The following is a 22,601-nucleotide window of genomic DNA, read 5'->3' as shown; positions in this document are numbered from 1 at the left end:
CAGAGAAAACGTTGATCACAAGAAAACGTGCCAGCGCACAGTGAGTGCTGATTAAGTCCATCGTGAGTGAGAAGGTGATGAATGAATAAGCATGGTTTGCTCCATCCAGAGCTTGCACAGCTCGTAACCCAAATCGGACACACTGATGAATTGACGGTGTGTGATGCGGGGTTACCGATCCCCAACTCGGTGTCGCGAATCGATTTGGCGCTAACCCAAGGGGTGCCAAGCTTTATGCAGACGGTCGAGGCGGTGTTAGCTCACACCTGTATTGAATCGGTGGTGATTGCAGAAGAGCTTGCAGCGGTCAGCCCCGCGCTACACCAAGCCTTGCTTGCGCGATTGGAGCAAGAGAGTGCAGCGCGTCAGCATCCGATCACTGTGACCACGATCAGCCACGAGGCGTTTAAAGCACGCACGGTGCATAGCAAAGCGGTGGTGCGCACCGGAGAGTGCACGCCTTATGCCAATGTGATTTTTCAAGCCGGTGTCACCTTTTAGGTGGGCCTAAGCGAGTAACCACAATGACGCAACCTATCTTACAACTCCGCCAAGTCGTAAAAACCTTTCCCGGGGTGCGCGCCCTCGATGAGGCGAGCTTAAATGTGTATCCCGGCGAGGTAATGGCGCTACTCGGTGAAAATGGCGCGGGAAAGTCCACTTTGATGAAGGTACTCACCGGGATTTATCACGCCGACAGTGGTGACGTGAACTATCAAGGTGAGCCGGTCTCGTTTAAAGGTCCGCGTGATTCGCAGCAAGCGGGGATCAGTATTATTCACCAAGAGCTCAATTTGATCCCAGAGCTGACCATTGCCGAAAACATCTTTTTGGGTCGCGAGTTTACTAACCGGTTTGGCAAGATTGACTGGACCAAGATGGCTGAAGAAGCCGATAAGCTGTTGGCGCGTTTAAATGTGAAAGCAAGCGGCACCACGCCACTTGGCAGCCTGAGCTTGGGTGAGCAGCAAATGGTGGAAATTGCCAAAGCGCTGTCGTTTGAGTCGCAGGTGATAATTATGGATGAGCCGACCGATGCTTTGACCGACACCGAAACCGCCTCTCTGTTTGCGGTGATCAACGAGCTGCGAGCGCAAGGCTGCGGCATTGTTTATATCTCTCACCGACTAAAAGAAATTTTTGAGATTTGCGATCGGATCACCGTGTTACGTGATGGCAAGTTTATTGGTGAGTGTCCCGTGAGTGATACCGATGAAGACGGCCTGATTGAAATGATGGTGGGCCGCAAACTCGCCGAACAATACCCGCGAAGCGATGTCACCCCTGATGGGATAAGCCTTGAGGTGGAAAATGTCAGCGGCCACGGGGTGGAAGCGGTGAGTTTTCAGCTACACCGTAGTGAAATTCTGGGTGTATCGGGCCTGATGGGCGCCGGGCGCACGGAGTTAATGAAAATTATCTATGGCGCCATGCCGCGTGAAGCCGGCGTTATTCGGCTTGATGGCAAGGTGATTAACCCCGTAAGTCCACAAGATGCGCTGGCCAACGGCATTGCTTACATCTCTGAAGACCGCAAAGGTGAGGGCTTGGTGCTGGGTTTATCGGTGAAAGACAACATGTCGCTCAGTGCACTCGATAAGCTCACCCATTGGGGCAAAATACAGCCGCGCGATGAAGTGATGGCAGTGGATGATTTTATCCGTCTTTTTAACATCAAAACCCCCACCCGCGAGCAAATCATTGGCAACTTATCGGGCGGGAATCAGCAGAAAGTGGCGATCGCTAAAGGGCTGATGACCAAACCAAAAGTGCTGATCTTGGATGAGCCGACTCGGGGTGTCGATGTCGGTGCCAAAAAAGAGATTTATCAGCTAATTAACCAATTTAAAGCCGAGGGCATGAGCATCATCTTGGTGTCGTCAGAAATGCCCGAAGTGCTTGGCATGAGCGACCGCATCCTAGTGATGCATGAAGGCCGCGTATGCGGTGAGTTTGATGCCAAAGACGCTAACCAAGAAACTCTGCTTGCCTGTGCGGTAGGCAAAGATGCCAATGAGGATGCAGCATGAGCGAGAATGCAATGAATAAGTCCCAGCCGTCAGAAGATGGACGCAAACCCCTATTCAGCAAAGCGTGGTTGATTGAGCAGAAATCGCTCATCGCCCTGTTGGTGCTGATCGTGGTGATGTCATTTTTAAACAGCAACTTTTTCATGGTCGACAACCTGCTTAACATCCTGCGTCAAACCTCGGTAAACGCCATTATTGCCGTGGGGATGACATTGGTGATTTTAACCGCGGGTATCGACTTGAGTGTTGGCTCGGTGTTGGCGCTGTGTGGCGCGTTTGCCGCAAGTTTGATTGCGGTTGAGGTGCCCGTGTTAGTGGCGGTACCTACCGCCTTGTTTGCAGGCGCGGCGATTGGTGCCATGACAGGCGTCGTAGTGGCCAAAGGCAAGGTACAGGCGTTTATTGCTACCTTGGTAGCTATGACTCTCTATCGCGGTGTCACCATGGTGTATACCGATGGTCGTCCCATCTCAACGGGCTTTACTGATACCGCCGATGCGTTTGCCTGGTTTGGTACCGGCTACCTGTTGGGCATTCCTGTCCCCGTGTGGTTGATGGCTATCGTGTTTATCGGCGCTTGGTATCTGCTCAATCACACCCGTTTTGGCCGTTATATTTACGCACTCGGTGGCAATGAATCGGCGGCGCGGTTATCGGGCATTAATGTCGACCGAATCAAGGTGGGCGTGTATAGCCTGTGTGGCATGCTCGCGGCGCTGGCAGGGATCATCGTCACCTCGCGCCTGTCCTCCGGACAACCGACTGCCGGTACTGGCTATGAGCTTGATGCGATTGCCGCGGTGGTGCTGGGCGGCACCAGCTTGATGGGCGGTAAAGGCAAGATCATGGGCACATTGATTGGTGCGCTGATTATCGGATTTTTGAACAACGCCCTCAACTTGCTGGACGTGTCGTCTTACTACCAAATGATTGCCAAAGCGGTGGTGATTCTGCTCGCCGTGCTGGTGGATAACAAAAACAAATAGCTTTTTGAGACAGCGCTTTTTGAGACAGCGCTTTTTGCAGAGCTTGTTGGGACAGGCACTTTAAGTTGGCAGGACAGACACTTTTATTTCTGTTGAATTAGCAATTAAAAACAATACCCTACAAACACAAAAGGACTGAACGCATGAAAAAACTGACTACCTTGATCACCACTGCGCTACTGTCGTCAACGCTGAGCATTAGTGCGCAAGCGGAAGATAGAATGGCAATCGTGGTTTCAACCTTAAACAACCCATTTTTTGTCACCATGAAAGAGGGCGCGGAGCAGAAAGCGCAAGATCTTGGTTATGAGCTCTTGGTGCTTGATTCGCAAAACGACGCCAGTAAAGAGTTGTCGAATGTGGAGGATTTAACCATCCGTGGCGTTAAAGCCATTTTGATCAATCCGACTGACTCCGACGCGGTCTCGAACGCCATTCGTATTGCAAATCGCGCGGACATCCCGGTTATCACCCTAGACCGTGGCGCGAGCCGTGGGGAAGTGGTGAGTCATATTGCTTCTGATAACGCCCAAGGGAGTAAAATGGCGGCGGAATACATCATCGGCAAAGTCGGTGAGCGTGCCAAAGTGATCCAACTTGAGGGTATTGCCGGCACGTCAGCCGCACGCGAGCGTGGTGAAGGCTTTATGGATGCCATTGAAGGTACCGACGTTGAGCTACTCGCCAGTCAGCCGGCGGATTTTGACCGCACCAAAGGCCTGAATGTGATGGAAAACCTGCTTGCCGCACACCCAGATGTGGAAGCGGTATTCGCCCAGAACGATGAAATGGCGTTTGGCGCATTGCGCGCGGTGCAGGCATCAGGCAAAGATGTCACCATTGTCGGTTTTGATGGCACCAAAGATGGTATTGCAGCCGTTGAACGTGGTCATCTGGCAGCAACCATTGCCCAGCAACCGGGTATGATTGGCGAGCTGGGTGTCGAAACCGCGGATAAAGTGCTGAAAGGCGAGTCGGTAGACAGCTACATCCCTGTGCCGCTAAAAGTGATTAGCCAAGAAACGATCGCTGAATAAGCCGTCAGGGAAACGTATAGTGAGCACCATCGGGTTCGCACTGGGTGGTGCTTTTTTGATTTAAAAACGGTAAGGAATAGTAATGAGCCGATTGGTTGTTCTTGGCAGCGTCAATGCTGATCATGTTTTACGTGTCCCTCACTTTCCGCGTCCGGGCGAGACATTACACGGCCACGATTATGCCGTAATTGCCGGTGGGAAAGGGGCCAATCAAGCGGTCGCGGCGGTGCGTTGCGGTGCCGATGTCGCGTTTATCGCCAGCGTGGGTGATGACGCATATGGACAAAATATTCGTCAATCTTACGCGCAAGAAGGGATGAATGTGAGTGCGGTGAAGGTGCAGGCGAATACACCGACTGGGATTGCGATGATCCAAGTCACTGATCAGGGCGAGAACAGTATTGCGCTCTCGGCAGAAGCCAATGCGGCTTTGACCGCAGAGGCTATTACCGCCGATCTTGCCAAGATAGCCGACGCTGACTATTTGCTGATGCAGTTAGAAACGCCGATGTGTGGCATCGAAAAGGCGGCGTTTCATGCCAAAGCGGCAAAGACTCACGTGGTGCTTAATCCCGCCCCAGCCGCACCACTGAGCGACGCGCTTCTTGCCGCGGTCGATATTATCACCCCAAATGAAACGGAAGCCCAAAGTCTGACCGGTATCGCAGTGACAGACACAACCAGTGCCCAAGCGGCTTCGGACGTGCTTCACGAAAAAGGGGTAGGAATTGTACTGATTACTCTCGGTAAGCAAGGCGTGTGGCTGAGTAAACAAGGCGAACAAGCGGGCCAGCTTATTCCTGGGTTCCGTGTCGATGCTGTCGATACCACTGCCGCTGGCGATACCTTTAATGGGGCATTGGTGACAGGACTGATAGAGGGACAGACACTTTATCAGGCGATTCGCTTTGCGCATGCCGCAGCGGCATTATCCGTGACCCAGCGTGGCGCACAAACCTCGATTCCTTCTCGTGCAAATGTTGAGGCATTTTTGGCCCACCAAGATGCTTAATCCTTATTTCACCTTAGTCAGTGGAGCGCGATAAATGGCGACCATGAAAGATATTGCCAAACGGGCGGGCGTGTCGACATCGACGGTCAGTCATGTCATTAACAACACCCGTTATGTGAGTGAGGCCATCGCTGAGAAGGTAAACCAAGCCGCGAAAGAGCTTAACTATTACGCTCCGTCGGCACTGGCGCGCAGCTTAAAAGTGAATCGCACTAAAACCTTTGGCATGCTGGTGACCACTTCCACCAACCCGTTTTTTGGCGAAGTAGTAAAAGGCGTCGAGCGTAGCTGTTACCACAATGGCTACAGTTTGATTTTATGCAACACGGAAGGTGACGCTGAGCGTATGCGTGCTTCAATTGATACGCTGTTGCAAAAGCGGGTCGATGGCTTGATTCTAATGTGCTCGACGTTGGAAGGTGAGCGGATTGAAGGCTTTGATCGTTATCCGGATATTCCCGTGGTGGTGATGGATTGGGGACCGATTGATTTTGCCTGCGATAAAATTCAAGACAATTCTTATCAAGGCGGCTATCTAGCGACCCAGCACTTGATTGACTGTGGCCACCGCCAGATTGGTTGTATCAGTGGTCCTTTGCTTAAACAACAAGCACAGCGCCGTTTTCAAGGCTTTAAAGATGCGCTGCGCGATGCTGGACTTACTGAGAACGCCGACTGGATGGTAGAAGCGGATTTTGAGTGTGAGGGCGGCTATCAAGGCATGCAAGCGATCGCCGCGAGCGGCTCCTTGCCGAGCGCGATTTTTGCAGGTAATGACATGATGGCGATGGGTGCGATCAATGCTGCCAATGAACTCGGCATTCGGGTACCCGAGGAGCTTTCTATCATGGGATACGATGACATTCACCTGGCAAAATTTGTCTCTCCCTCGCTGACCACTATTCACCAGCCCAAGTATCGTCTCGGTCAAGCAGCTGTCGAAACACTACTCCACAAACTGGATGACCCTCAAAGTGACAGCCAAACCGTGCAGCTTGAGCCAACGTTAGTGGTGCGCGAGAGTGTGAAGCGGGTATAGCTATTGGGCGAGCTATAACTATCGGACCTATCGGGGACAGGCACTTTAAGCTCTTTAAGCTAACGGAACTAACGGGACAGACACCTTTATAATGAACACTCGGGGGACAGTCACTTATATGATTACCCTAGCGGCGCAGGAGTGAAGCCGTTATGATACCTGTCCTCAATGGCCAACCAGTAAATCGCCTCGTTATGTTTTCAATTGTCGACCAAAACCAACACTTTGTAGTGATCAATAAGCACCACGGTGTTAGCGTGCAAAAAGAAGCCGATCACGCGGCACTTCTACCGGCGGTGGCGGCACACATTGGGGTTGAGAAAGTCTACCTTGTGCATCGGTTAGACAAGATGACATCGGGCTTGCTGCTGCTGGCAACCTCTTCTCATGCGGCGTCTGTCCTCTCAGGGTTGTTTGCTTCGCGCGAGATAGAAAAATTCTATTTGGCATTAAGTGCGAAAAAGCCGCGTAAGAAGCAGGGGCTGATCGTTGGGGATATGACGAAGGGACGGCGAGGTAGCTGGAAATTGTTAGCCAGCAAAGATAACCCGGCGAGAACGCGTTTTACCTCTATTGCTGGTGGTGAGGGGCGGCGACTTTTTCTCTGTCGGCCCTACACAGGCAAAACCCATCAAATTCGTGTGGCGATGAAAAGCATCGGCTCTCCACTCATCGGTGATGATTACTATGGTGGTGAGCCTGCCGATCGTGGCTACTTACACGCTTATGGGCTGCAATTTACCTGTCGTTTTTCCGACGAGCAGCCTGAAACACGCTACAACTATGTGCTGCCACCGAGCCAAGGCGAGTTGTGGCCAACCTTACCGGTAGAGTGGGAGCAGCCTTGGCATTTAATTAGCTAGCACACCCGGGGGCATCGATAGCGTTTTTGAGGATTTGTCGGCCGCGGGTGTCGCGAACCAAAATGGTATAGCTGATGCCACTGTCTAACATATTGCGGATATCGTTATCCTCGCAATAACGACGCTTTAAGCCGGAAAAGAGCTGCCCCGGTGCTTTTTTGGCATTCTTCTCCAGAAGCGTCAGCTCGATGATGGCATCTTGCGCACGAGCGCGAACCAGTGAGTAGCCTTCAATATCCATCGGCAGTAACTGTGCAATCATGTCTGCACGTTGGGTTGCGGCTTCTGCGGCTTGATCATGCTGGGTGCTGCTACATGCACTCAGTATTAGCCCAAGGCCTGTCACCATCAATACTTTTACTAATCGCATTGGACAGGATCCTGAGGAAGCACTTTTTTGAAAGGTTTAACGGTCACGTCTGCATAGACGCCAGCGGCAACATAAGGGTCTTTGTCGGCCCAGGCTTGGGCGGCTGATAATGACTCAAACCAAGCGATAACGGTTGATCCTGTAAACCCAGCTTCACCCAACTCGTCACTATCAACGGCAGGGTTTGGTCCGGCAATCATCAAGCGGTTTTCTTTTTCCAGTTGGTGTAAGCGCTCAAGGTGTGCGTCGCGCGCTTGCTTGCGTAGCGGTAGGCTGTTATCAACGTCTTGAGAGTAGATGAGGTACCACATCGTTATTGTCCTTGATAGATGTTTATAGCCACTAGGATACAGAGTCCAGATTTCTGAGTACAGTGTATTAGTGAGTGTATTGGTGGACAGGCACTTTAGTCGCTTATTGGGACAGACGCTCTAGCATCTAAAGTGTCTGTCCCGCGATTTACTTAGTCGAAAATAGGTGGTACTTCTTCTTTTAATCTCTGATTCACTTCGTTTTTATCAAAGTACTTTGCGTCCCAGTTCTGCATGTTAAAGAGGTCCAGGATCTCTCGCTCCCCGTCGCTGAGTAGTGCGCGTCTTGAGAGTTTTAGTAGGTCTTTGTATCTGTCTATACCGCCGCAGTCTTCTGGCGGGCATGTGCCATTACCTGCCGTGACTTTAGGCTGCGTGTAATTGCGGGTATTCAGTTTCTCAAGGGTGATGGTGTGGCGCCAGTCATCGCCAAAATCATACACATATGCGATGGTGTCTCCGGGGTCTTGCAGTACTGCCCCAATGGGTAAATACGCCGCTTGGGTATCGGATTCATCGTCAAGGTCAATATGACCCAAGGGTGTGATGAACATAGCAAGGTGTTGGTGCTCCCAACCCATAATAGCCTGAATGTAATCGTGTAGCGCGATAAAAGGTAAGGCGTTTGAAATGGTAAAACGGCGCCATATTTTGGGACGGCTATTATCGAGCTCAATGTGCAGTACGATGCCTTGGGGGCGTTCTATTTCCTGCGGGCCGTGCGCCATCGGATGATACTCCGCTTGCTGTTGTATACTCAGCTCTGTGAGCTGGTCGAAAAGCGGAAAGGTTTTTCTCATGCGATCAGGTGCTTGCAACGCATACGCTGCGGCAAATATAAATAGGTTGCTCGGTGAGAATGGTGTGCTTTCTTGTTTGCTGTAATGCGTGATCAGCCCACTCAACGCGAGTGCTTTGATATAGGGTTCAGGGTGTTCGAGATAATAGCGGTTCCGGACTTTGCGTATGGTCTCCAGGGCTGGGTCGATCGATTCAGCGATCGTCCATGTCTCTACCAATGGTATATTGACTAACAGTTTGCTGGATAGGTGTCCTCGTGCTATCACATCCGGATGTTCACCTGGGAAATTGCACGTGGAGGCAAGGTTATCTAATGAGAACGGTTGCGGCTCGGTCCATTGTGACGGGAAAAGCGCAAGCATATGTAGCGTGTCAGGCTCGAAGGCCTCATGCTGTTCGTCTAGGGCCCAACAAAGTATGTGTCGCAAGATACCGGGGTCGCATTGAATAGCTTCAACAGTGCTGTCCATTTCTGCGGTCATTTTTTTATATTGCACGGTGTCGACGGGATTGGCATCAAAGTAGCTATCCACTAAACCAAAACCTAAGCGAAAGACGCCCCCGAAAACATGCGCATGTTTAGTTGTTGGGTTGATGAGGAGCCCATTAAATAGTATGGCGTGGTTGCCGTCTGGATAGGACAGACAAAGCTCAGTCACCTGATGTTGTTCGGTTTGTTTGCCGTATTGCATGGCTGATTTTTGCCACGCTGGTAGGTGATTTTTTACGCTATCGTGACCAAAGCGCTGGATCAGGGTTAGGTATTGACGCTGACCAAGGGACTCCCATCTTTTTGCTGGAAGGCTACTGAGTACACTCGCTGCGGTGTTGGCGATCTTAGGATCGGCATTGAGGCTTAAAAGCAAAAGCGCATCAATTGACCAAGGTTGATGGCTTATCATCGTGAGCAGCCCTTGAACTTCCTGTTCGGTGAAAAAGATAAGCTCACCGCCCACAAACTGACAAAAAGCAAGCCCAGTGTCTACGCCGAATTTATTGAGATCCGCGATGAGATGCTCGGTAACCTTTTCAGGGTCTTGTGCCAATTGTTCTTGTTGCTTAGTGATCGGCTGCTGACTGCGCTCACGCACTTTCATAATGATCGCATCGTCGACATGCAGTTTAAGGTGTTTCATGCATCTGATGATTTCTCTGGTAAGCACCAAGTTAATTTGAGTATCGTCTAGCTCAAGTGCGTTAGTGAGTATTTCATTCGCGATATTGATGATTTCAGAGACGTCATTACTACGTGAATAAATACGTAGGTCATTGGCCATTTGTGAAAAGTAATCGACAAAAAGCACTTCTTGGCGTTCGTCGAATGTCTTTGATAGTGATAGACCAATCGGTAGAGCGGCAATAAACGACTCAGGTGAACCGTTTATTAGCTGGTGTTGTTCTCGGCTGATGTCGGCAATGGACATGTTGTGCTGGATAGCCTCAAGGAGCGCTTGCGCAGAAGGTGGCAGTTCCATATTCTTGGCCTAGGTTGAGATTAATTAATTGGTTAAGCGTACAAAAAATCACTCTGAAACACGACTGCCTTTTGTTGGGACAGACACTGCACGTATGATATGTCTGGTATCGATCGAACCGAGCCATCTGGGACAATTATCAGTATTGCGAATGTGCCTGTCCCAACAAGCTCTAAAATCAAACCTGAATGTCTCTTTACCTTCCTGTTACTGGAAGGCTTATTCTTCTGGAAAAACGGTCAGGAGATAATATGGGATGTTGTAATCAACCCCCGGAAGGTGGAGCAAAAGGGCTAAAGCCGCTCTTAAAAGCGGTGGGTGTGTTGTTTGTATTGATAATGGTGCTGGCTTATTGGATTGGATGAGGTATTAGCGAGTTTATTTCGTGTTTACGTTATTGGGATGCATTCAACGACAAGCCTTACTCACTTGGGATCATGACGCCGGTCATGCGCTTTAGGCCAAGTGTTGGCAATATCGCTTGGATACTCGACAGTGAACCCACGACGTTTCCGCCTTCTAAATGAGAGCATGTAGTCAACCAGGTTTCACGCGAGATGTTCAGTTGTGTGAGTAGATGTGGTCTCGGGAGTGAATTGGCGTTCTGACCCTGATCGCACGTCCATTCTACCAGAGCTAAATAATCCATAAGGCGAAAAGGGATACCGTCGGGCATCGACTTTCTCGGGTTCCCGGCGAAGGGTAATAAGCCGGCTGGCGTCGCTTTATTTTGCTTGAGTGATTCAACGCGCTTTTTAATCGATGTGTAATTGGCATGCGCAGGCTGTTTGGTGATACCTGCTCGCACTGGGTTCAAATCGACATAGGCCATGGCCGCAGCGAGTGCTTTTTCATCTAATAAGGCTTGGCTTTTAAAGCGTCCCTCCCAAAAATGCCCTGAGCATTGATCCTCTCGGTTCGCTTGCGTCGAAATATATTGATTAAGCAGCTTCATAAACCAGCTGACAGACATCAAACGTTCGCGCCAGCTCTCAATGATGCGAAGACACGCTTTTCGCTCTGAGTGAGAGAGCGGTTCACCCTGATAAAAACGTTGGATAAGTGCAGGCGCTTGATGAAAGGCTAGCCAGCGTTCAACAATCTCGATGTTGGTTAAAGACTGAGCTGCTTTTTGGTTGATATGTAAAACAACGTGATAGTGATTGCTCATAATGGCATAAGCACAAATATCGATACAGAACGCTTTGGCTAATGCGAGTAAACGCGTTTCTATCCATGCGCGACGATGCTCATAGCTTTTTTGCGACTGAGCATCATAGCCGCACAAATACGAGCGGCGTACACAACGTGAGACGCAATGATAATAGGGTGTGGCGGCCAAATTTATTTGCGATGCGCGAGCTTTGGTCATCGTCTCTCTCCCTTGGCTCCGGATAGAGGTAAAGCGTACTGTATAAATAAACAGCGTTCATTGTTTCTGAATTGGATTTTCGTGACAGCGCAAGAAATGGTGTAACTACGAGAGTTGTTATTTGCTAAATGTGTCTGTCCTAGGAGTAATTTGTCCTAGGAGTAATTCTCGCGAGTACTGAGTAGGGCGTCGTGGCACAACAAGGCATAGCAAGGACAGTCACTACAAGGTGACTGTCCTGTTAGGTTTACTGTTAGGTTTATAAAGTGTCTGTCCTAGCAGGAAATTAACAGTGCCTGTCCCCATAAGAAGAAGCTAGGCAGGGGCGCCGCTGTGAAAACGGAATTGGCTGTCGGGCGCTTGGATCAACTCGGCTTCGCGCTCGCCGATGGTTTGGATGCGGTCGCGAATGTCCTCGCCGGCGATGGTTTCTGCAAGCGTGAGGTAATCTTGATAATGGCGTGCTTCCGAGCGCAGTAGCGAGATGTAGAACTTTTGCAGTTCATCATCAAGGTGTGGGGCGACTTTGGCAAAGCGCTCGCAGGAGCGTGCTTCAATGCAGGCGCCAATAATCAGTTTATCGACCAAAGTTGCCGGTTCGTGAGTACGTGCCGCGCGCATTAATCCTTTGGCGTAGCGACCTGCTTCTAATGGTTGATAAGGAATGCCGCGTGCGTCCATGATTTCAATCACTTGCTCAAAGTGATGAAACTCTTCTTTGATTAACCGGACCATTTTATCAATCAAGGCTTGGCCGTGGGCAAACCCCGCTTTAGGGGTTAAAGGCGCACTGAGACCGTTTTTGCGCGCGTGGAAGATCCCATCGCGAGCGCCGCGGTAGACAAAGTCTTCATAGGGTTTGGCCCATGCTAGCAGTTGCTCGCCACTCGCTGCGTCAACCGCATATTTACGGATCAACCACATCGCGGTTTGGCTGGCTTTTAATTCGCAGTTTGCGTGATCGCGCAAAAGAATCGATTGATTGTCAGGCTGAATGGCTGCGTCAATCCAACTGTCGGGGGTTTGACAGTGCAGAAAACCATGAATAGGGGTGAGTAGGGTATTAATTTCTTGGCGTAGCATGCCGGAAACACTCTCAGACTGACAACAATGGCTGGGCATTATAAACAGATGGGATGCGAGCGCAAAGAGCTGGCAGCGCAGGAGGCGCTGCCAGGTGGGCGAATTCGGCCTACTTGTTCGATGCCCAAGGGGAACGGTATTGAATACCGAACTTGTCTAAACGCGGTAACTGCGCTTTGAGTCTGGCCAGATAATCGAGCCAGTCACGGCGCTCACTGTGGCTCCAAGCCGCTTCTGCAATGGCGGTAAGTCTTGGAAATACCATGTAATCGAGCCTGTCCTGATTGGTGATCAGTTCACTCCAGAGTGCACATTGCACACCTAGCATATGCTCACGGGCGGGGTCGTCACTGGCAAGACTTGCCAGCGGCTCATATTGGTAGGCTTTTTCTAATGGCGTGACGCCCGCCCAGTCGAGGCCAGGCTCGGTGGCAGCATAATCTTGCACCATATCGAGATAGGTCGCCTGACCGGGGGTCAAAATCACATCAAACCCATGCTGCGCACAATGCAGTGCAGCGTCTTCGCTTTGCCATGAATAGATCACGGTATTTTTGCTCACTTTATCGCCGTGCTGCACTTCTTCCCAGCCAACCATACGTTTGCCCAAGGCACGTAGCTTTTGCTCCGCATAGGTCAGTATCTGTCCCTGTAGCGAAGCGGTCGTTTCTCCGTTCATGCGTCTGTCCCGATAAATTGGGCTATCCGTCCATACCCCGTCAGGGACTTCATCGGCACCAATATGAACCCATGAGGCGGGGAAAAGCTCGGCGACTTCACTTAATACCGTATCTAAAAATCGATACGTGCCATCGAGGGCTGGCGATAATACGTTATCGGTGTAGTGTTGTACGCTACGGTAAGTAGAGCGGTCGTCGGCATCGTGTAGCCAATCAGGCAGTGCTTTGATGGCTGCGCGACAGTGACCGGGAATATCAATTTCTGGAATGACGGTAATACCGCGGGCTGCGGCGTATTCAATCACGTCACGTACGTCTTCTTGGCGATAATAACCTTCGTGACGTTCTGCAATATGACTGAATTGCGGGGCAAGGCGGGTATTGGGGCCGCGTTGACCCCCATAGCGCGTCAATTCAGGCAGGGCTTTAATCTCCAGTCGCCAGCCTTCATCGTCGGTTAAATGCCAGTGAAAGGTATTGAACTTAAAATAAGCTAACTGGTTAATCAGTCGCTTTACCGTGTCCACCGAATGAAAATGGCGCGCGCAATCGAGCATCATCCCTCGGTAAGCAAAGCGTGGTGCATCGCTGATTTTTATTGCCGGTATTCGAAGCTGTGTGTTTTGCTCTTGGCAAAGTTGTAACAGCGATGCGCAGCCGTGAATAAACCCGCGCTCAGCACAGGCTTGGATGACCACGCCTTGGTCGGTGACGGTGAGCTGATAGGCCTCATCACGGTGTGCGATATCTCGAAGTGCCGAGTCGGGTAAAGGCCGTAAGATAATGGCATGATCTCCAGTGACCGCATCTTGGTGGCGCGGGTCCAGTGCAATATCAGCTTGCGGATACATGCGAACCCATTCGTTACTTAACCACTGCGCGGCGGGAAGGGCCTGTGAATCCACCGCGATTAACGGTGTTGTGGGTGAAAGCGTAAAGTATCCTGGCTGGTGGCGCACCGATTTGGGCACCGGAATAATGGCGTGCTCGGCGGGATGAACATCTGGAATCGTTGATCGTGTGGTATGAGTGTGTGCCAAGTTAATGGGAGTGAGCATCACTGAATATTGCTCGCCATTGGCATAGAGCAGTGCATCTTTAAAGCCCACACAAAGAAACCGCAATGGCGGCGTGTGGGCATCAAACTCGATGTATAAGCTTTGATTGGCATCGAGAGTTTGATGTGCCGGTGTAATGACGCAATAGCTGCCAACTTGCTCAATACTGCCTTGTGACAGGGTATTGGGGTTGATGAAGCGATCAAACAGTACCGCAATGGACAGCGCTTCCAACGAACGGTCGGTGATGTTATGCAAGGTTAACCCCATTCGGCTGCGCGGCGGGGTGTCATTGGGATACTCGTTGATCACACTAAGATCGAGGCGGTAAGTCATCACGCGTTCTCCTTGTTCGAGTGGCCGTTGCCAATCAGTGTTTGCGCACTGATGGCGAGCATAAACCAGCTTGCATGTGGCAACCACTGCTCGCCCCATCGCCAGTTTTGCGCCATATCATCGCAATATGGCGCGGGGTTGAATGCAATCTGTGTTTCATCCCTCATCCCTGAGGTAATGCCATTGCAGATCCCCCCTTTGGCATTAAAAAAGCCCAAGTGCGGTAGGTAATCTGGGTTGTTGTGGCCATGTCCATCGAGCATACAGATATCAAATGGGTTTAAACCGAGGATCCAATTAAGCGCCCGTTGGCTAAAGGTGTGGAGGGCCGCATTCAGCGCATCGTCTTGAATATGGCGCATGGCATGACACGCAAAGGTTGCCAGTGACCCCAAGCGTGCATTCTCGCCTTGCCACCAATAGTCGGTTTCATTGTGGTGAGGAATAAAATGACGCACCTGTTTGACGCCATCGACGGGTTTGACGTACTGACGCGGATACGCGAATGGATTATCAGCGGTTTGTGTTAGGTTGAGCTCAAACTGGCAGGCGCGTTCCAATGCTGTTTGCGCGATAGCCTGATGGCTGGGGTCGGTTTCTACATCGAGGTAGCGAACTAATGCCAACCCGGGCAGACCCGCATCAGCGGCATGGTAAAACGGGCGACTCCCATCAGCATTTGCCGACCAATAATACTGACAGGTTTCATCACTGCACTGCCGTACGACCAGCTTTTGCATCCAGCCTCGTGCCTCGCTCAAGAAGGGACAGTCACCGTTCGCACTAATGTGTCTGTCCCCAGAACCTAAAGGTGCTTGTCCCATTAAATAAGCGTGACTGTTCCCGGTAGATTGCTCCTCGGTAGATTGTCGAGTGGCGTGATGTAACTCGCATGCGGCGAGAAGGGCGCAGGTTTCGTCAATAATGTTTGGCTCACCGTCATCAAGGTAATAACGGTTATGTTCAACCAAATGCCAGTAGCCGCGAATGGCGGCGTCTAAATAGCGTGTTTGTTGGTCTGGCTCGGCGTAAAGCGGTGCTCGGCTTGCGGCGGCAAGGGCAGCAATCGCCATGCCGCCGCCTTGACGAAAACCGGCTTGGTAAGCCTCACTCATCACCCCATCTTGCGTCGCGTAAGCGCAAAGGGTGCGGCGCTCTGGGTCTTTCGACCATTGATCAAACACCGTCATATAAAAAAAACCACTGGGGTGTTGCATACGGAGAAGAAAATCGGCGCCGTGTTTCGCTTCATCGGCTAATCGCATACGCATAAACGCGGGCAGCGTGTCCGAGCTAAACTGGCTGGCAAGATCGGCCAGCCCCCAAGCCAATAGCGGGATTTGTTGCGGATTAAAGTAATTGGCATAGGAAAGGTGGCTTAGGTATTTGCTCACATCGCCAGAGGCATCGTACCAACCGCCGGACACATCCACGCGTTCATCAGAGCCAAATACCTTGGCGCGCTGATCCGCGTGTTCATAGATACCGCTACACCGCTGCGATTTAAAGTAATGGAGCAGGTCGGAAAACGTGGTGTGAAACAGACAATTATCCCTGATCTCAAACGGATGGGAATATACCGGTGTGTCTGTTAACAGCATGAGTTGATAGCGTCCGCGATGTGCAAAGGCAGAAAAATCGAGGGTATAAGCCGTGCCTATCTGCCAGTTGTTTAACTGTGTGCCTTGCTGTAATGCAAACTGCGCGACCACGTTATCGAGTGACACTGTGTCTGTCCCACGAACACCACGAACAAAAGTGTCTGTCCCGAGAGCAAGAGTGCCTGTCCCGGTAAGGTTCTCGCTTTTTTCTGCATCTTTTGCGGCATCGTTAAAGTGCCTGTCCCCAGAAGAGGAGGCAGTTTTATCGGCAGTATTAAATGTGCCTGTCCCCCTAAGAGGAGGCAGGGAAATCAGTGCCACGGGCGTGCCGGTGAGGCGGTCGCTGTCACTGACGATCACCGCGTATTTGTCACCGTGTAACGAGTAGCCAATGTGATTGGTCAGCACTTGCATGATGGTATCCTTATTGGTCGCTATTGCTCGTACAAATAGCAGCGCACATAGTGGTTGTCGGCGAGCTTGGTCACGCCGGGTAACTGCTCAGTGCATTTGGCTGTCGCATGCGGGCAGCGGCCAGCAAAAGGGCAGCCGACCGAATCCGGTGTCCATAGGGGGATCTCACCCTTGTTGCCCTTTAGTTTTTCGTGAATAGACTTGCTCGGGTCGGGCACGGCCGAGACCAACAACTGGGTATAAGGGTGTTGGGGATGATGAATAATCTCTTCGGTGTCTCCCCATTCGACCATATGGCCGACGTACATCACTGCCAAGTCTTCGGCAATGTAGCGCGCGGTGGCGATGTCATGGGTGATGTAGAGCAGCGACATTTGCTTCTCCACTTTCATCTCTTCCATGAGGTTAAGCACACCGGCACGAATCGACACATCCAGCATCGAGGTCGGCTCGTCGGCAAGTACCACTTCCGCACCCACGGCGATGTTACGCGCTAGGTTTATCCTCTGACGTTGACCGCCCGACAGCTGATGGGGGAATTTCTCCGCCGTTTCTTTGGCCGGAGTCAGGCCCACTTGCTCGAGCAGCTCGAACACCCGCTCTTTCAACTGAGCTTTATCGCGCTTGGCGACTTTTTTGTGAATCAACAACGGGCGCGCAATATGATGAAACACATTATGCGTGGGGTTGAGCGAGCCAAAAGGGTCTTGCCAGACCATTTGCAGGCCTTCGCGATAGCGCATCAGCTCATCACGTTTTTTAATGGTGGTAATATCGCGGCCCCGATATTCAATGCAGCCGTCGGTCGGGGCGTACATTTTTGCGATCATTTTCGCGGTGGTGGATTTGCCCGAGCCCGACTCACCTACCACGGCAAGTCCACGGCCTTTGTACATTTTGAACGAGACGTCATTGATCGCTCGCATCATGGGTTGTTTAAGGGCATGACTGTTAATGGGAAAATCTTTCACCACGTTTTTCCCTTCAACCAGCAGTTCTCCAAAACCTGTACTCATCACTGACTTCCTCACATTGGCGCGTTATTAGAGTTTTTGTTGGGCGATGGGCTCGCCGTATAGATGGCAGTTGGAATACCGGCCCGGTTCGATTTGGCGCAGCGCCGTTTGCGTGGTTCGACACCGCTCATGCACCTGAGCACAGCGCGCTTGAAAGCGGCAACCGGTCGGGATTTCGAGCAAGTTGAGCGGGTTGCCTGGGATCCCCGTGAGCTGGCGCTTAGGTCCGGTGAGTGAGGGGAATGAGCTGCCCAGTCCTTCGGTATAAGGGTGGTAGGGGTTGTTGAGCACCTGTTTGGACGGCGCGACCTCAATCAGCTCACCGGAATACATGATCCCAATCCGATCGGAAAACTCGACCATGAGCGATAAATCATGGGTGATAAACAGAATCGAAAAGCCAAACTCTTCTTTTAACGCGTAGATTTTTTGCAAGATCTCACGCTGCACCACCACATCTAATGCCGTGGTGGGCTCATCCATGATGATCATTTTCGGGTTGAGGGCCAGTGCAATGGCAATTACCAAGCGTTGACGCATCCCGCCCGAAAACTGATGCGGATAATCGGTCAGACGGCTGGGATGAATATCGACAATTTCTAGCAAGCCTTGAGCCCGCTTCACCGCTTGTTTGCGGGTCAAGTTGGTGTGGCGCATCAGCACATCGCAAAACTGTTCTTCGAGCGTCAGCACTGGATTAAGGGCGTTCATGGCGCTTTGAAACACCATCGACATCTCGCGCCAGCGAAAGTCGCGCATCCGAGCGTCGCTGTACTCGAGAATATTCTCGCCGTTAAAGATGACTTCGCCGCCGGTGATAAAGGCAGGTGGCTTATGCAGGCGCATCAGCGAAAAGGCAACGGTGGATTTACCGCACCCCGATTCGCCAGCCAGGCCGAATACTTCACCGGGGGCAATGTCAAAACTGACGTGATCGCAGGCTCGGACATCACCGGCATCGGTAATGTAGTCCACGCACAGGTCACGGATTGAGATAAGTGGGGTGCGACTCATGATTTATCTCCACTGATCAGCATGTGTTCGGCAACGGGATTCTCGTCGCGGGCTTTCTTTTCTTGTTGGCTGAGTTTTTTCCAGCGCTTCATCCCTTTTTGCGCACGTAATTGCGGGTTGGCAATTTCATCCACCGCGAAGTTGAGTAACGCAAGCCCCGTCACCAGTAAGGTCAGCGCAATACAAGGCGCGATCAGCTCCCACCAAGCGCCGATCAGCATGGATGATGAGGTTTGTACGTTGTAGAGCATGATCCCCCAGCTGATGGTGTTGGGGTCACCAAGGCCCAAGAAAGAGATAATCGACTCCATGGCAATGGCATACATCACCGAGCCAATAAAGCTAGCGCCAACAATGGGCACGAGATTAGGCAAGATCTCGACAAAGGTGATACGAAAGCGCGACTCACCCAGCACTTCGGCGGCTTTCACGAACTCTTTTTCGCGCAGGGCAAGGGTTTGTGAGCGAACCACCCGTGCGCCCCAAGCCCAAGAAGTACAGCCAATAATGATGGCGATCGTCAGCGGTCCGGCTTCGCCGATAAACGCGGCGAGCACGAACAAGAGTGGGTATTGCGGAATGACCAACATAATGTTCATTGCGGCGGTGAGTACATCGTCAACCCAACCGCCTAAATAGCCGGCGGTAATGCCAATTAAGGTTGCGAGGACACACACGGTGATACCGGCCCCAAAACCTACCGCCAACGAAACACGGGCGCCATGTACCAACTGCGACCAGACATCACGGCCCATACGGGTGGTGCCAAGGACATGGTCGGCCTTTTTCGACATCAGTAGGGTGCGACGATCATCCGCTAAGTGTGTGGCGACCCAGCCGTCTGGGTTGGCTTGCGCCGCTTTGACGATAAAGCTGGGATATTCATGCGGATTGCCGGTGCGTTTGTCTGGCGCATGCTGGGTCAACAACGGCGCGAAGACCGCCATCAATATAAATAGGCCAACAATGATGGAACCGGCGCGGGCAATTTTATTGCGCACGATAAGCGTGAGGAGATCTTTCATATTATTTGCCTCCTTTGCGCAGGCGTGGGTCAAGGACCACGTACAGCATGTCAGCAATTAAGTTAAACGAGAGCATAAACAAGGTCATAATGAGTAGCTGGCCTTGTAGGACTTGATAGTCGCGCGCGTTGATCGCATTCAAAAGCACTGAGCCAAGACCGGGATAGTTAAAAATAATTTCCACAATCAGTTGGCCCCCGATGGCAATACCCAGCGACATCGATAGCGCGGTGACACTGGGTAAGAGCGCGTTCCGCGCCGCATAGTTAAACACCACGCGGTTTTCGCTTAACCCTTTGCCGCGGGCCATGGTGATGTAGTCTTCTGCCAGCAGGTTAATCATGTTGTTACGCATGTTGACCAAAAAGCCGCCTACTTGAATGATGGAGGCACAAAAAAGCGGGAGTACGGCGTGATAGGCCACATCTTTAATAAAGGTCCAGCTGGTCCAGTCTGGGGTGACGCCCGGCGTGTAGGCGTATCCGGTTGGAAACCACTTCAACCCAATGGCGAAAATAAACAGCGCCAGCATCGCGATAACCACTTGAGGCACCGCTTGGATAATCAGCATGCCTGGGGTGATCACAGCATCGTATTTCCCGCCGCGCTTCCAAGCGGCAAAAATGCCCAAAATCGAACCTAGCGAGAACGACAGCAGCACCGCACTGCCGGCGAGAAACAGCGACCAGCCAAAGGCTTTGCCGAGGAGCTCGTTAACCGACAACGGATAAAATTGGATCGAGGTGCCTAAATCCCAGCTCAGCACGTTTTTCATGTAGGTGAAATACTGCATATAGAGGGGGCCATCGACAAAGCCCAGCAGTTGTTTCATTGCCTCAATCCGCTCTGGAGTGACTTGCACCGAGGCATTGGCAAACATCATGGTGACCGGATCACCGGGCATGGCACGAGGAATAATAAAATTGAGTGTTGCTGCCACTAAAAGGGCAATCATGTAAAAAGTTAGCCGTCGGAAAAAATAACCCATAACCCACACCTTACACAGCGAAGTGGTGATGTTCTTGGTGTGAACATCGTGGAAAAGCGGGCGCGCAAGGCGCCCGATACTGGTTACTGAACGGGCTTAAGGTCCAGCACATGGAGAAGACGTTCAGGAATGCCGGCCCAGATAGAGGGGCGGCCTTTCGGATTGTCTTCGTTCCACCAACCGGTGAAGCGGGTTGTGTTGTATTGATACATTTGTGCGCCAGAGAGTACCGGAATGGTGACCTGATCCTTGGCGATAATCGCTTGGATTTGGTGGGCAATTTCCAGCTGCTCAGCTTTATCGGCGGTTTTGTAGAAGCTGTCTAACAGCTTGTCGAGCTCGGCATTTTGGTAGTAATGCATTGCGAACCGCGGCATGCCATCCCCTTCCTGTAAGTTGGAGTTATACGCGCTATTCCAATAGGTATAAGGGTCCGCACCATGGAAGTAGTTGGTGTAAGCGACGTCGTAGTCAGCTTCGAGCATCGCTTGGCGGTATACCGAGAAATCTGGGGTACGTGCCTTGGCTTTGATGCCGGCCTCGGCAAGTTGCTCAACCGCAAGCTGAACGGTGTTGTTGAAGTCGGTCCAGCCATTAGGAGATTGGATTTCGAGCTCAAACGATTTGCCTGATGGGGTTTCCACAAAGCCATCACCGTCTTGATCTTTAAAGCCGGCTTTCGCAAGCAGTGCTTTGGCGCCGTCTAGATCGTACGTATTGTATTGGCGATATTTCTCATGCACCGCTTCGTCGGACCAAGACTCAAAGGCATAACCTAAGCCAGACGCGAAGTCGTTTACCGTACCACCGCCATAAAACGCGATATCAATAATGGTTTGACGGTCTAGCGCCATCGAAAATGCGCGACGGAAGTCGACATTGGTCAGCGCTTCACGCTTGGCCGGATCAGGGTCATTAAAATTGACCATAAAGGCTTGGGTGCCAGCGGCAGGGTACCAATAGTGATGATTTGGATTGGCCGCGGCATAAGTGCGGTCAATGTCAGGAATAAACGAGGAAGTCCAGTCCATCTCGCCGTTGATCACTTTGCTTAAAAACTGGTCGTTATTGGCAATTTGCGGTACGCGCAGACAGTCAACATCGAGGTTGTCGTTGTCCCAATAATGCGGGTTACGACATTGAATGTAGAGCTGAGAGGTGAAGGTATCGATAGTGGTGAAGGGACCCGATCCTACCGGGTTTTTATTGGTGTAAGACGCTGGCTCTTCAACATTTTTCCAGACGTGCTCAGGCACCACAGGTACTTTCGCAATTTCGTAGGGTACATTGGAGTTTGCCTCAGTGAGTTCAAAGCGGACGGTGTAATCGTCTACCTTCTTCACATCATCAACCCATTGGTTAATGCCAGATTGATCCAGTTCAGGGTGGTTTTTGACCAAATCAAACGAATACACCACATCATCAGCGGTATAGGCTTCACCGTCTGACCATTTCACCCCTTTGCGTAGGGTAAAGGTGACACTTTTCAGGTCATCGGCCATTTCATAGCCGCTTGCGAGACGAAAGACAGGTTGGTTGCCTTTCATTTCGTTAAATACCACTAATGGCTCATAGATAAAGTCAGTCGTGGTGTGCAGATACGTGGCGCCGAGGAAAGGGTTAAAGTTACGGACAAAAGTATTGAATTCTTTCGGGTGGATAGTGAGCTCACTGCGCTCGGCGGCACTGACGCCAGCACTTGCGCTCAGCGCACCGATAATTGCAGAGGCAAGTAGGGTCTTGCTGGCAACTCTAATGTTACTCGAAAACATAGCCATTCCTTACTGTTGCTTTCAGTTCACGTGATGGATAGTGATGAGCTCGTTGCGAACAACCTTTACGAACTCAAGCTTCCTGTGTCGCTGACCCTTACGTTGTGATTATGGATGGGGTGCCCCAAGGGATACTTGTTGTTCCAGGCCAGCAAACACCTTCACTAAGCCCAAGTTAAGTGAAGGCTGCAATGTGAATAATCGTTAAAACCGTAAAAAAGCGCGACGCTGACGTTACTTTCGTTAAAAAAAACAGCTAAAAAGGTTATCCGCTTCAGGATACAATCACGATTCTCTCCTGATAATGACCTTGGATGG

General features: G+C 51.2%; 19 protein-coding genes. 7 read left to right on the top strand and 12 right to left on the bottom strand.

Annotation, left to right across the window (positions count from 1 at the left end):
- Positions 1-81 precede the first annotated feature (81 nt).
- From rbsD to BZG74_RS08225, 7 genes are all read left to right on the top strand, one after another.
- The gene (gene rbsD / locus BZG74_RS08255) at positions 82-501 is read left to right on the top strand and encodes a D-ribose pyranase (protein WP_077772150.1); all 420 of its coding nucleotides are present in this window, start codon (positions 82-84) and stop codon (positions 499-501) included.
- Between the two features lie 23 nt (positions 502-524).
- Positions 525-2,030, top strand: coding sequence for a ribose ABC transporter ATP-binding protein RbsA (rbsA, locus tag BZG74_RS08250; RefSeq protein WP_077772148.1), 1,506 nt, complete (start codon positions 525-527; stop codon positions 2,028-2,030).
- Positions 2,027-3,016, top strand: coding sequence for a ribose ABC transporter permease (gene rbsC, locus BZG74_RS08245; RefSeq protein WP_077458573.1), 990 nt, complete (start codon positions 2,027-2,029; stop codon positions 3,014-3,016). The genes rbsA and rbsC overlap by 4 nt, the downstream gene beginning before the upstream one ends.
- Positions 3,017-3,159: 143 nt before the next feature.
- Positions 3,160-4,053, top strand: a complete 894-nt coding sequence (gene rbsB / locus BZG74_RS08240; protein WP_077772147.1) for a ribose ABC transporter substrate-binding protein RbsB — start codon at positions 3,160-3,162, stop codon at positions 4,051-4,053.
- Positions 4,054-4,135: 82 nt separating this feature from the next.
- Complete coding sequence (gene rbsK, locus BZG74_RS08235; RefSeq protein ID WP_077772146.1) at positions 4,136-5,065, top strand: ribokinase; 930 nt, start codon at positions 4,136-4,138, stop codon at positions 5,063-5,065.
- A gap of 34 nt (positions 5,066-5,099) precedes the next feature.
- A complete protein-coding gene (locus tag BZG74_RS08230) occupies positions 5,100-6,104 on the top strand; it encodes a substrate-binding domain-containing protein (RefSeq protein ID WP_077772145.1) in 1,005 nt (334 codons plus the stop codon).
- A 194-nt stretch (positions 6,105-6,298) separates the two neighbouring features.
- A complete protein-coding gene (locus BZG74_RS08225) occupies positions 6,299-6,967 on the top strand; it encodes a TIGR01621 family pseudouridine synthase (RefSeq protein ID WP_077772180.1) in 669 nt (222 codons plus the stop codon).
- Here BZG74_RS08225 and gspS2 read toward each other — a convergent pair.
- The 12 genes from gspS2 to BZG74_RS08165 form a co-directional block, all read right to left on the bottom strand.
- A complete protein-coding gene (gene gspS2 / locus BZG74_RS08220) occupies positions 6,960-7,337 on the bottom strand; it encodes a type II secretion system pilot lipoprotein GspS-beta (RefSeq protein ID WP_077772144.1) in 378 nt (125 codons plus the stop codon). The two genes, BZG74_RS08225 and gspS2, sit on opposite strands and share 8 nt — an antisense overlap.
- A complete protein-coding gene (locus BZG74_RS08215; RefSeq protein WP_077772142.1) occupies positions 7,328-7,648 on the bottom strand; it encodes a YciI family protein in 321 nt (106 codons plus the stop codon). Before BZG74_RS08215 ends, gspS2 begins: the two co-directional genes overlap by 10 nt.
- A 152-nt stretch (positions 7,649-7,800) precedes the next feature.
- Entirely contained in the window at positions 7,801-9,924 is a 2,124-nt protein-coding gene (locus BZG74_RS08210) for a plasmid pRiA4b ORF-3 family protein (RefSeq protein WP_077772141.1), read from the bottom strand.
- 421 nt (positions 9,925-10,345) lie between these two features.
- Positions 10,346-11,296 carry a transposase gene (locus BZG74_RS08205; protein WP_077772140.1) on the bottom strand — a complete coding sequence of 317 codons (951 nt, stop codon included), beginning with the start codon at positions 11,294-11,296 and terminating at the stop codon, positions 10,346-10,348.
- 315 nt (positions 11,297-11,611) lie between these two features.
- Positions 11,612-12,379, bottom strand: a complete 768-nt coding sequence (gene miaE, locus BZG74_RS08200; protein WP_201247366.1) for a tRNA isopentenyl-2-thiomethyl-A-37 hydroxylase MiaE — start codon at positions 12,377-12,379, stop codon at positions 11,612-11,614.
- 109 nt (positions 12,380-12,488) lie between these two features.
- Positions 12,489-14,453, bottom strand: coding sequence for a beta-N-acetylhexosaminidase (locus BZG74_RS08195; protein ID WP_077772137.1), 1,965 nt, complete (start codon positions 14,451-14,453; stop codon positions 12,489-12,491).
- Positions 14,453-16,468: a glycoside hydrolase family 9 protein gene (locus BZG74_RS08190; protein ID WP_077772136.1), complete on the bottom strand. Its 2,016-nt coding sequence runs from the start codon at positions 16,466-16,468 to the stop codon at positions 14,453-14,455. Before BZG74_RS08190 ends, BZG74_RS08195 begins: the two co-directional genes overlap by 1 nt.
- 20 nt (positions 16,469-16,488) lie before the next feature.
- Positions 16,489-17,484, bottom strand: a complete 996-nt coding sequence (locus BZG74_RS08185) for an ABC transporter ATP-binding protein (RefSeq protein ID WP_077639902.1) — start codon at positions 17,482-17,484, stop codon at positions 16,489-16,491.
- 27 nt (positions 17,485-17,511) lie between these two features.
- Entirely contained in the window at positions 17,512-18,498 is a 987-nt protein-coding gene (locus tag BZG74_RS08180; protein ID WP_077772135.1) for an ABC transporter ATP-binding protein, read from the bottom strand.
- Entirely contained in the window at positions 18,495-19,523 is a 1,029-nt protein-coding gene (locus BZG74_RS08175; protein ID WP_077772134.1) for an ABC transporter permease, read from the bottom strand. Before BZG74_RS08175 ends, BZG74_RS08180 begins: the two co-directional genes overlap by 4 nt.
- A 1-nt stretch (position 19,524) precedes the next feature.
- Positions 19,525-20,511: an ABC transporter permease gene (locus BZG74_RS08170; protein WP_046075428.1), complete on the bottom strand. Its 987-nt coding sequence runs from the start codon at positions 20,509-20,511 to the stop codon at positions 19,525-19,527.
- An 83-nt stretch (positions 20,512-20,594) separates the two neighbouring features.
- A complete protein-coding gene (locus tag BZG74_RS08165; protein ID WP_077772133.1) occupies positions 20,595-22,283 on the bottom strand; it encodes an ABC transporter substrate-binding protein in 1,689 nt (562 codons plus the stop codon).
- Positions 22,284-22,601 lie beyond the last annotated feature (318 nt).

Origin of the sequence: Salinivibrio sharmensis, from assembly GCF_001995985.1 — a bacterium.
Taxonomy (GTDB): domain Bacteria; phylum Pseudomonadota; class Gammaproteobacteria; order Enterobacterales; family Vibrionaceae; genus Salinivibrio; species Salinivibrio sharmensis.
Note: the sequence above shows the minus strand (reverse complement) of the source record. Positions and strands in the feature narration are given on the sequence as shown.

Excerpts from the sequence above, each read along its gene's own strand:
- rbsD (WP_077772150.1), top strand. The coding sequence starts at position 82 with ATGAATAAGCATGGTTTGCTCCATCCAGAGCTTGCACAGCTCGTAACC.
- rbsC (WP_077458573.1), top strand. The coding sequence starts at position 2,027 with ATGAGCGAGAATGCAATGAATAAGTCCCAGCCGTCAGAAGATGGACGC.
- rbsB (WP_077772147.1), top strand. The coding sequence starts at position 3,160 with ATGAAAAAACTGACTACCTTGATCACCACTGCGCTACTGTCGTCAACG.
- BZG74_RS08185 (WP_077639902.1), bottom strand. The coding sequence starts at position 17,484 with ATGAGTACAGGTTTTGGAGAACTGCTGGTTGAAGGGAAAAACGTGGTG.
- BZG74_RS08175 (WP_077772134.1), bottom strand. The coding sequence starts at position 19,523 with ATGAAAGATCTCCTCACGCTTATCGTGCGCAATAAAATTGCCCGCGCC.
- miaE (WP_201247366.1), bottom strand. The coding sequence starts at position 12,379 with ATGCTACGCCAAGAAATTAATACCCTACTCACCCCTATTCATGGTTTT.
- rbsA (WP_077772148.1), top strand. The coding sequence starts at position 525 with ATGACGCAACCTATCTTACAACTCCGCCAAGTCGTAAAAACCTTTCCC.
- BZG74_RS08165 (WP_077772133.1), bottom strand. The coding sequence starts at position 22,283 with ATGTTTTCGAGTAACATTAGAGTTGCCAGCAAGACCCTACTTGCCTCT.
- BZG74_RS08190 (WP_077772136.1), bottom strand. The coding sequence starts at position 16,468 with ATGCAAGTGCTGACCAATCACATTGGCTACTCGTTACACGGTGACAAA.
- rbsK (WP_077772146.1), top strand. The coding sequence starts at position 4,136 with ATGAGCCGATTGGTTGTTCTTGGCAGCGTCAATGCTGATCATGTTTTA.
- BZG74_RS08210 (WP_077772141.1), bottom strand. The coding sequence starts at position 9,924 with ATGGAACTGCCACCTTCTGCGCAAGCGCTCCTTGAGGCTATCCAGCAC.
- BZG74_RS08225 (WP_077772180.1), top strand. The coding sequence starts at position 6,299 with ATGTTTTCAATTGTCGACCAAAACCAACACTTTGTAGTGATCAATAAG.
- BZG74_RS08170 (WP_046075428.1), bottom strand. The coding sequence starts at position 20,511 with ATGGGTTATTTTTTCCGACGGCTAACTTTTTACATGATTGCCCTTTTA.
- BZG74_RS08205 (WP_077772140.1), bottom strand. The coding sequence starts at position 11,296 with ATGACCAAAGCTCGCGCATCGCAAATAAATTTGGCCGCCACACCCTAT.
- BZG74_RS08195 (WP_077772137.1), bottom strand. The coding sequence starts at position 14,453 with ATGACTTACCGCCTCGATCTTAGTGTGATCAACGAGTATCCCAATGAC.
- BZG74_RS08180 (WP_077772135.1), bottom strand. The coding sequence starts at position 18,498 with ATGAGTCGCACCCCACTTATCTCAATCCGTGACCTGTGCGTGGACTAC.
- gspS2 (WP_077772144.1), bottom strand. The coding sequence starts at position 7,337 with ATGCGATTAGTAAAAGTATTGATGGTGACAGGCCTTGGGCTAATACTG.
- BZG74_RS08215 (WP_077772142.1), bottom strand. The coding sequence starts at position 7,648 with ATGTGGTACCTCATCTACTCTCAAGACGTTGATAACAGCCTACCGCTA.
- BZG74_RS08230 (WP_077772145.1), top strand. The coding sequence starts at position 5,100 with ATGGCGACCATGAAAGATATTGCCAAACGGGCGGGCGTGTCGACATCG.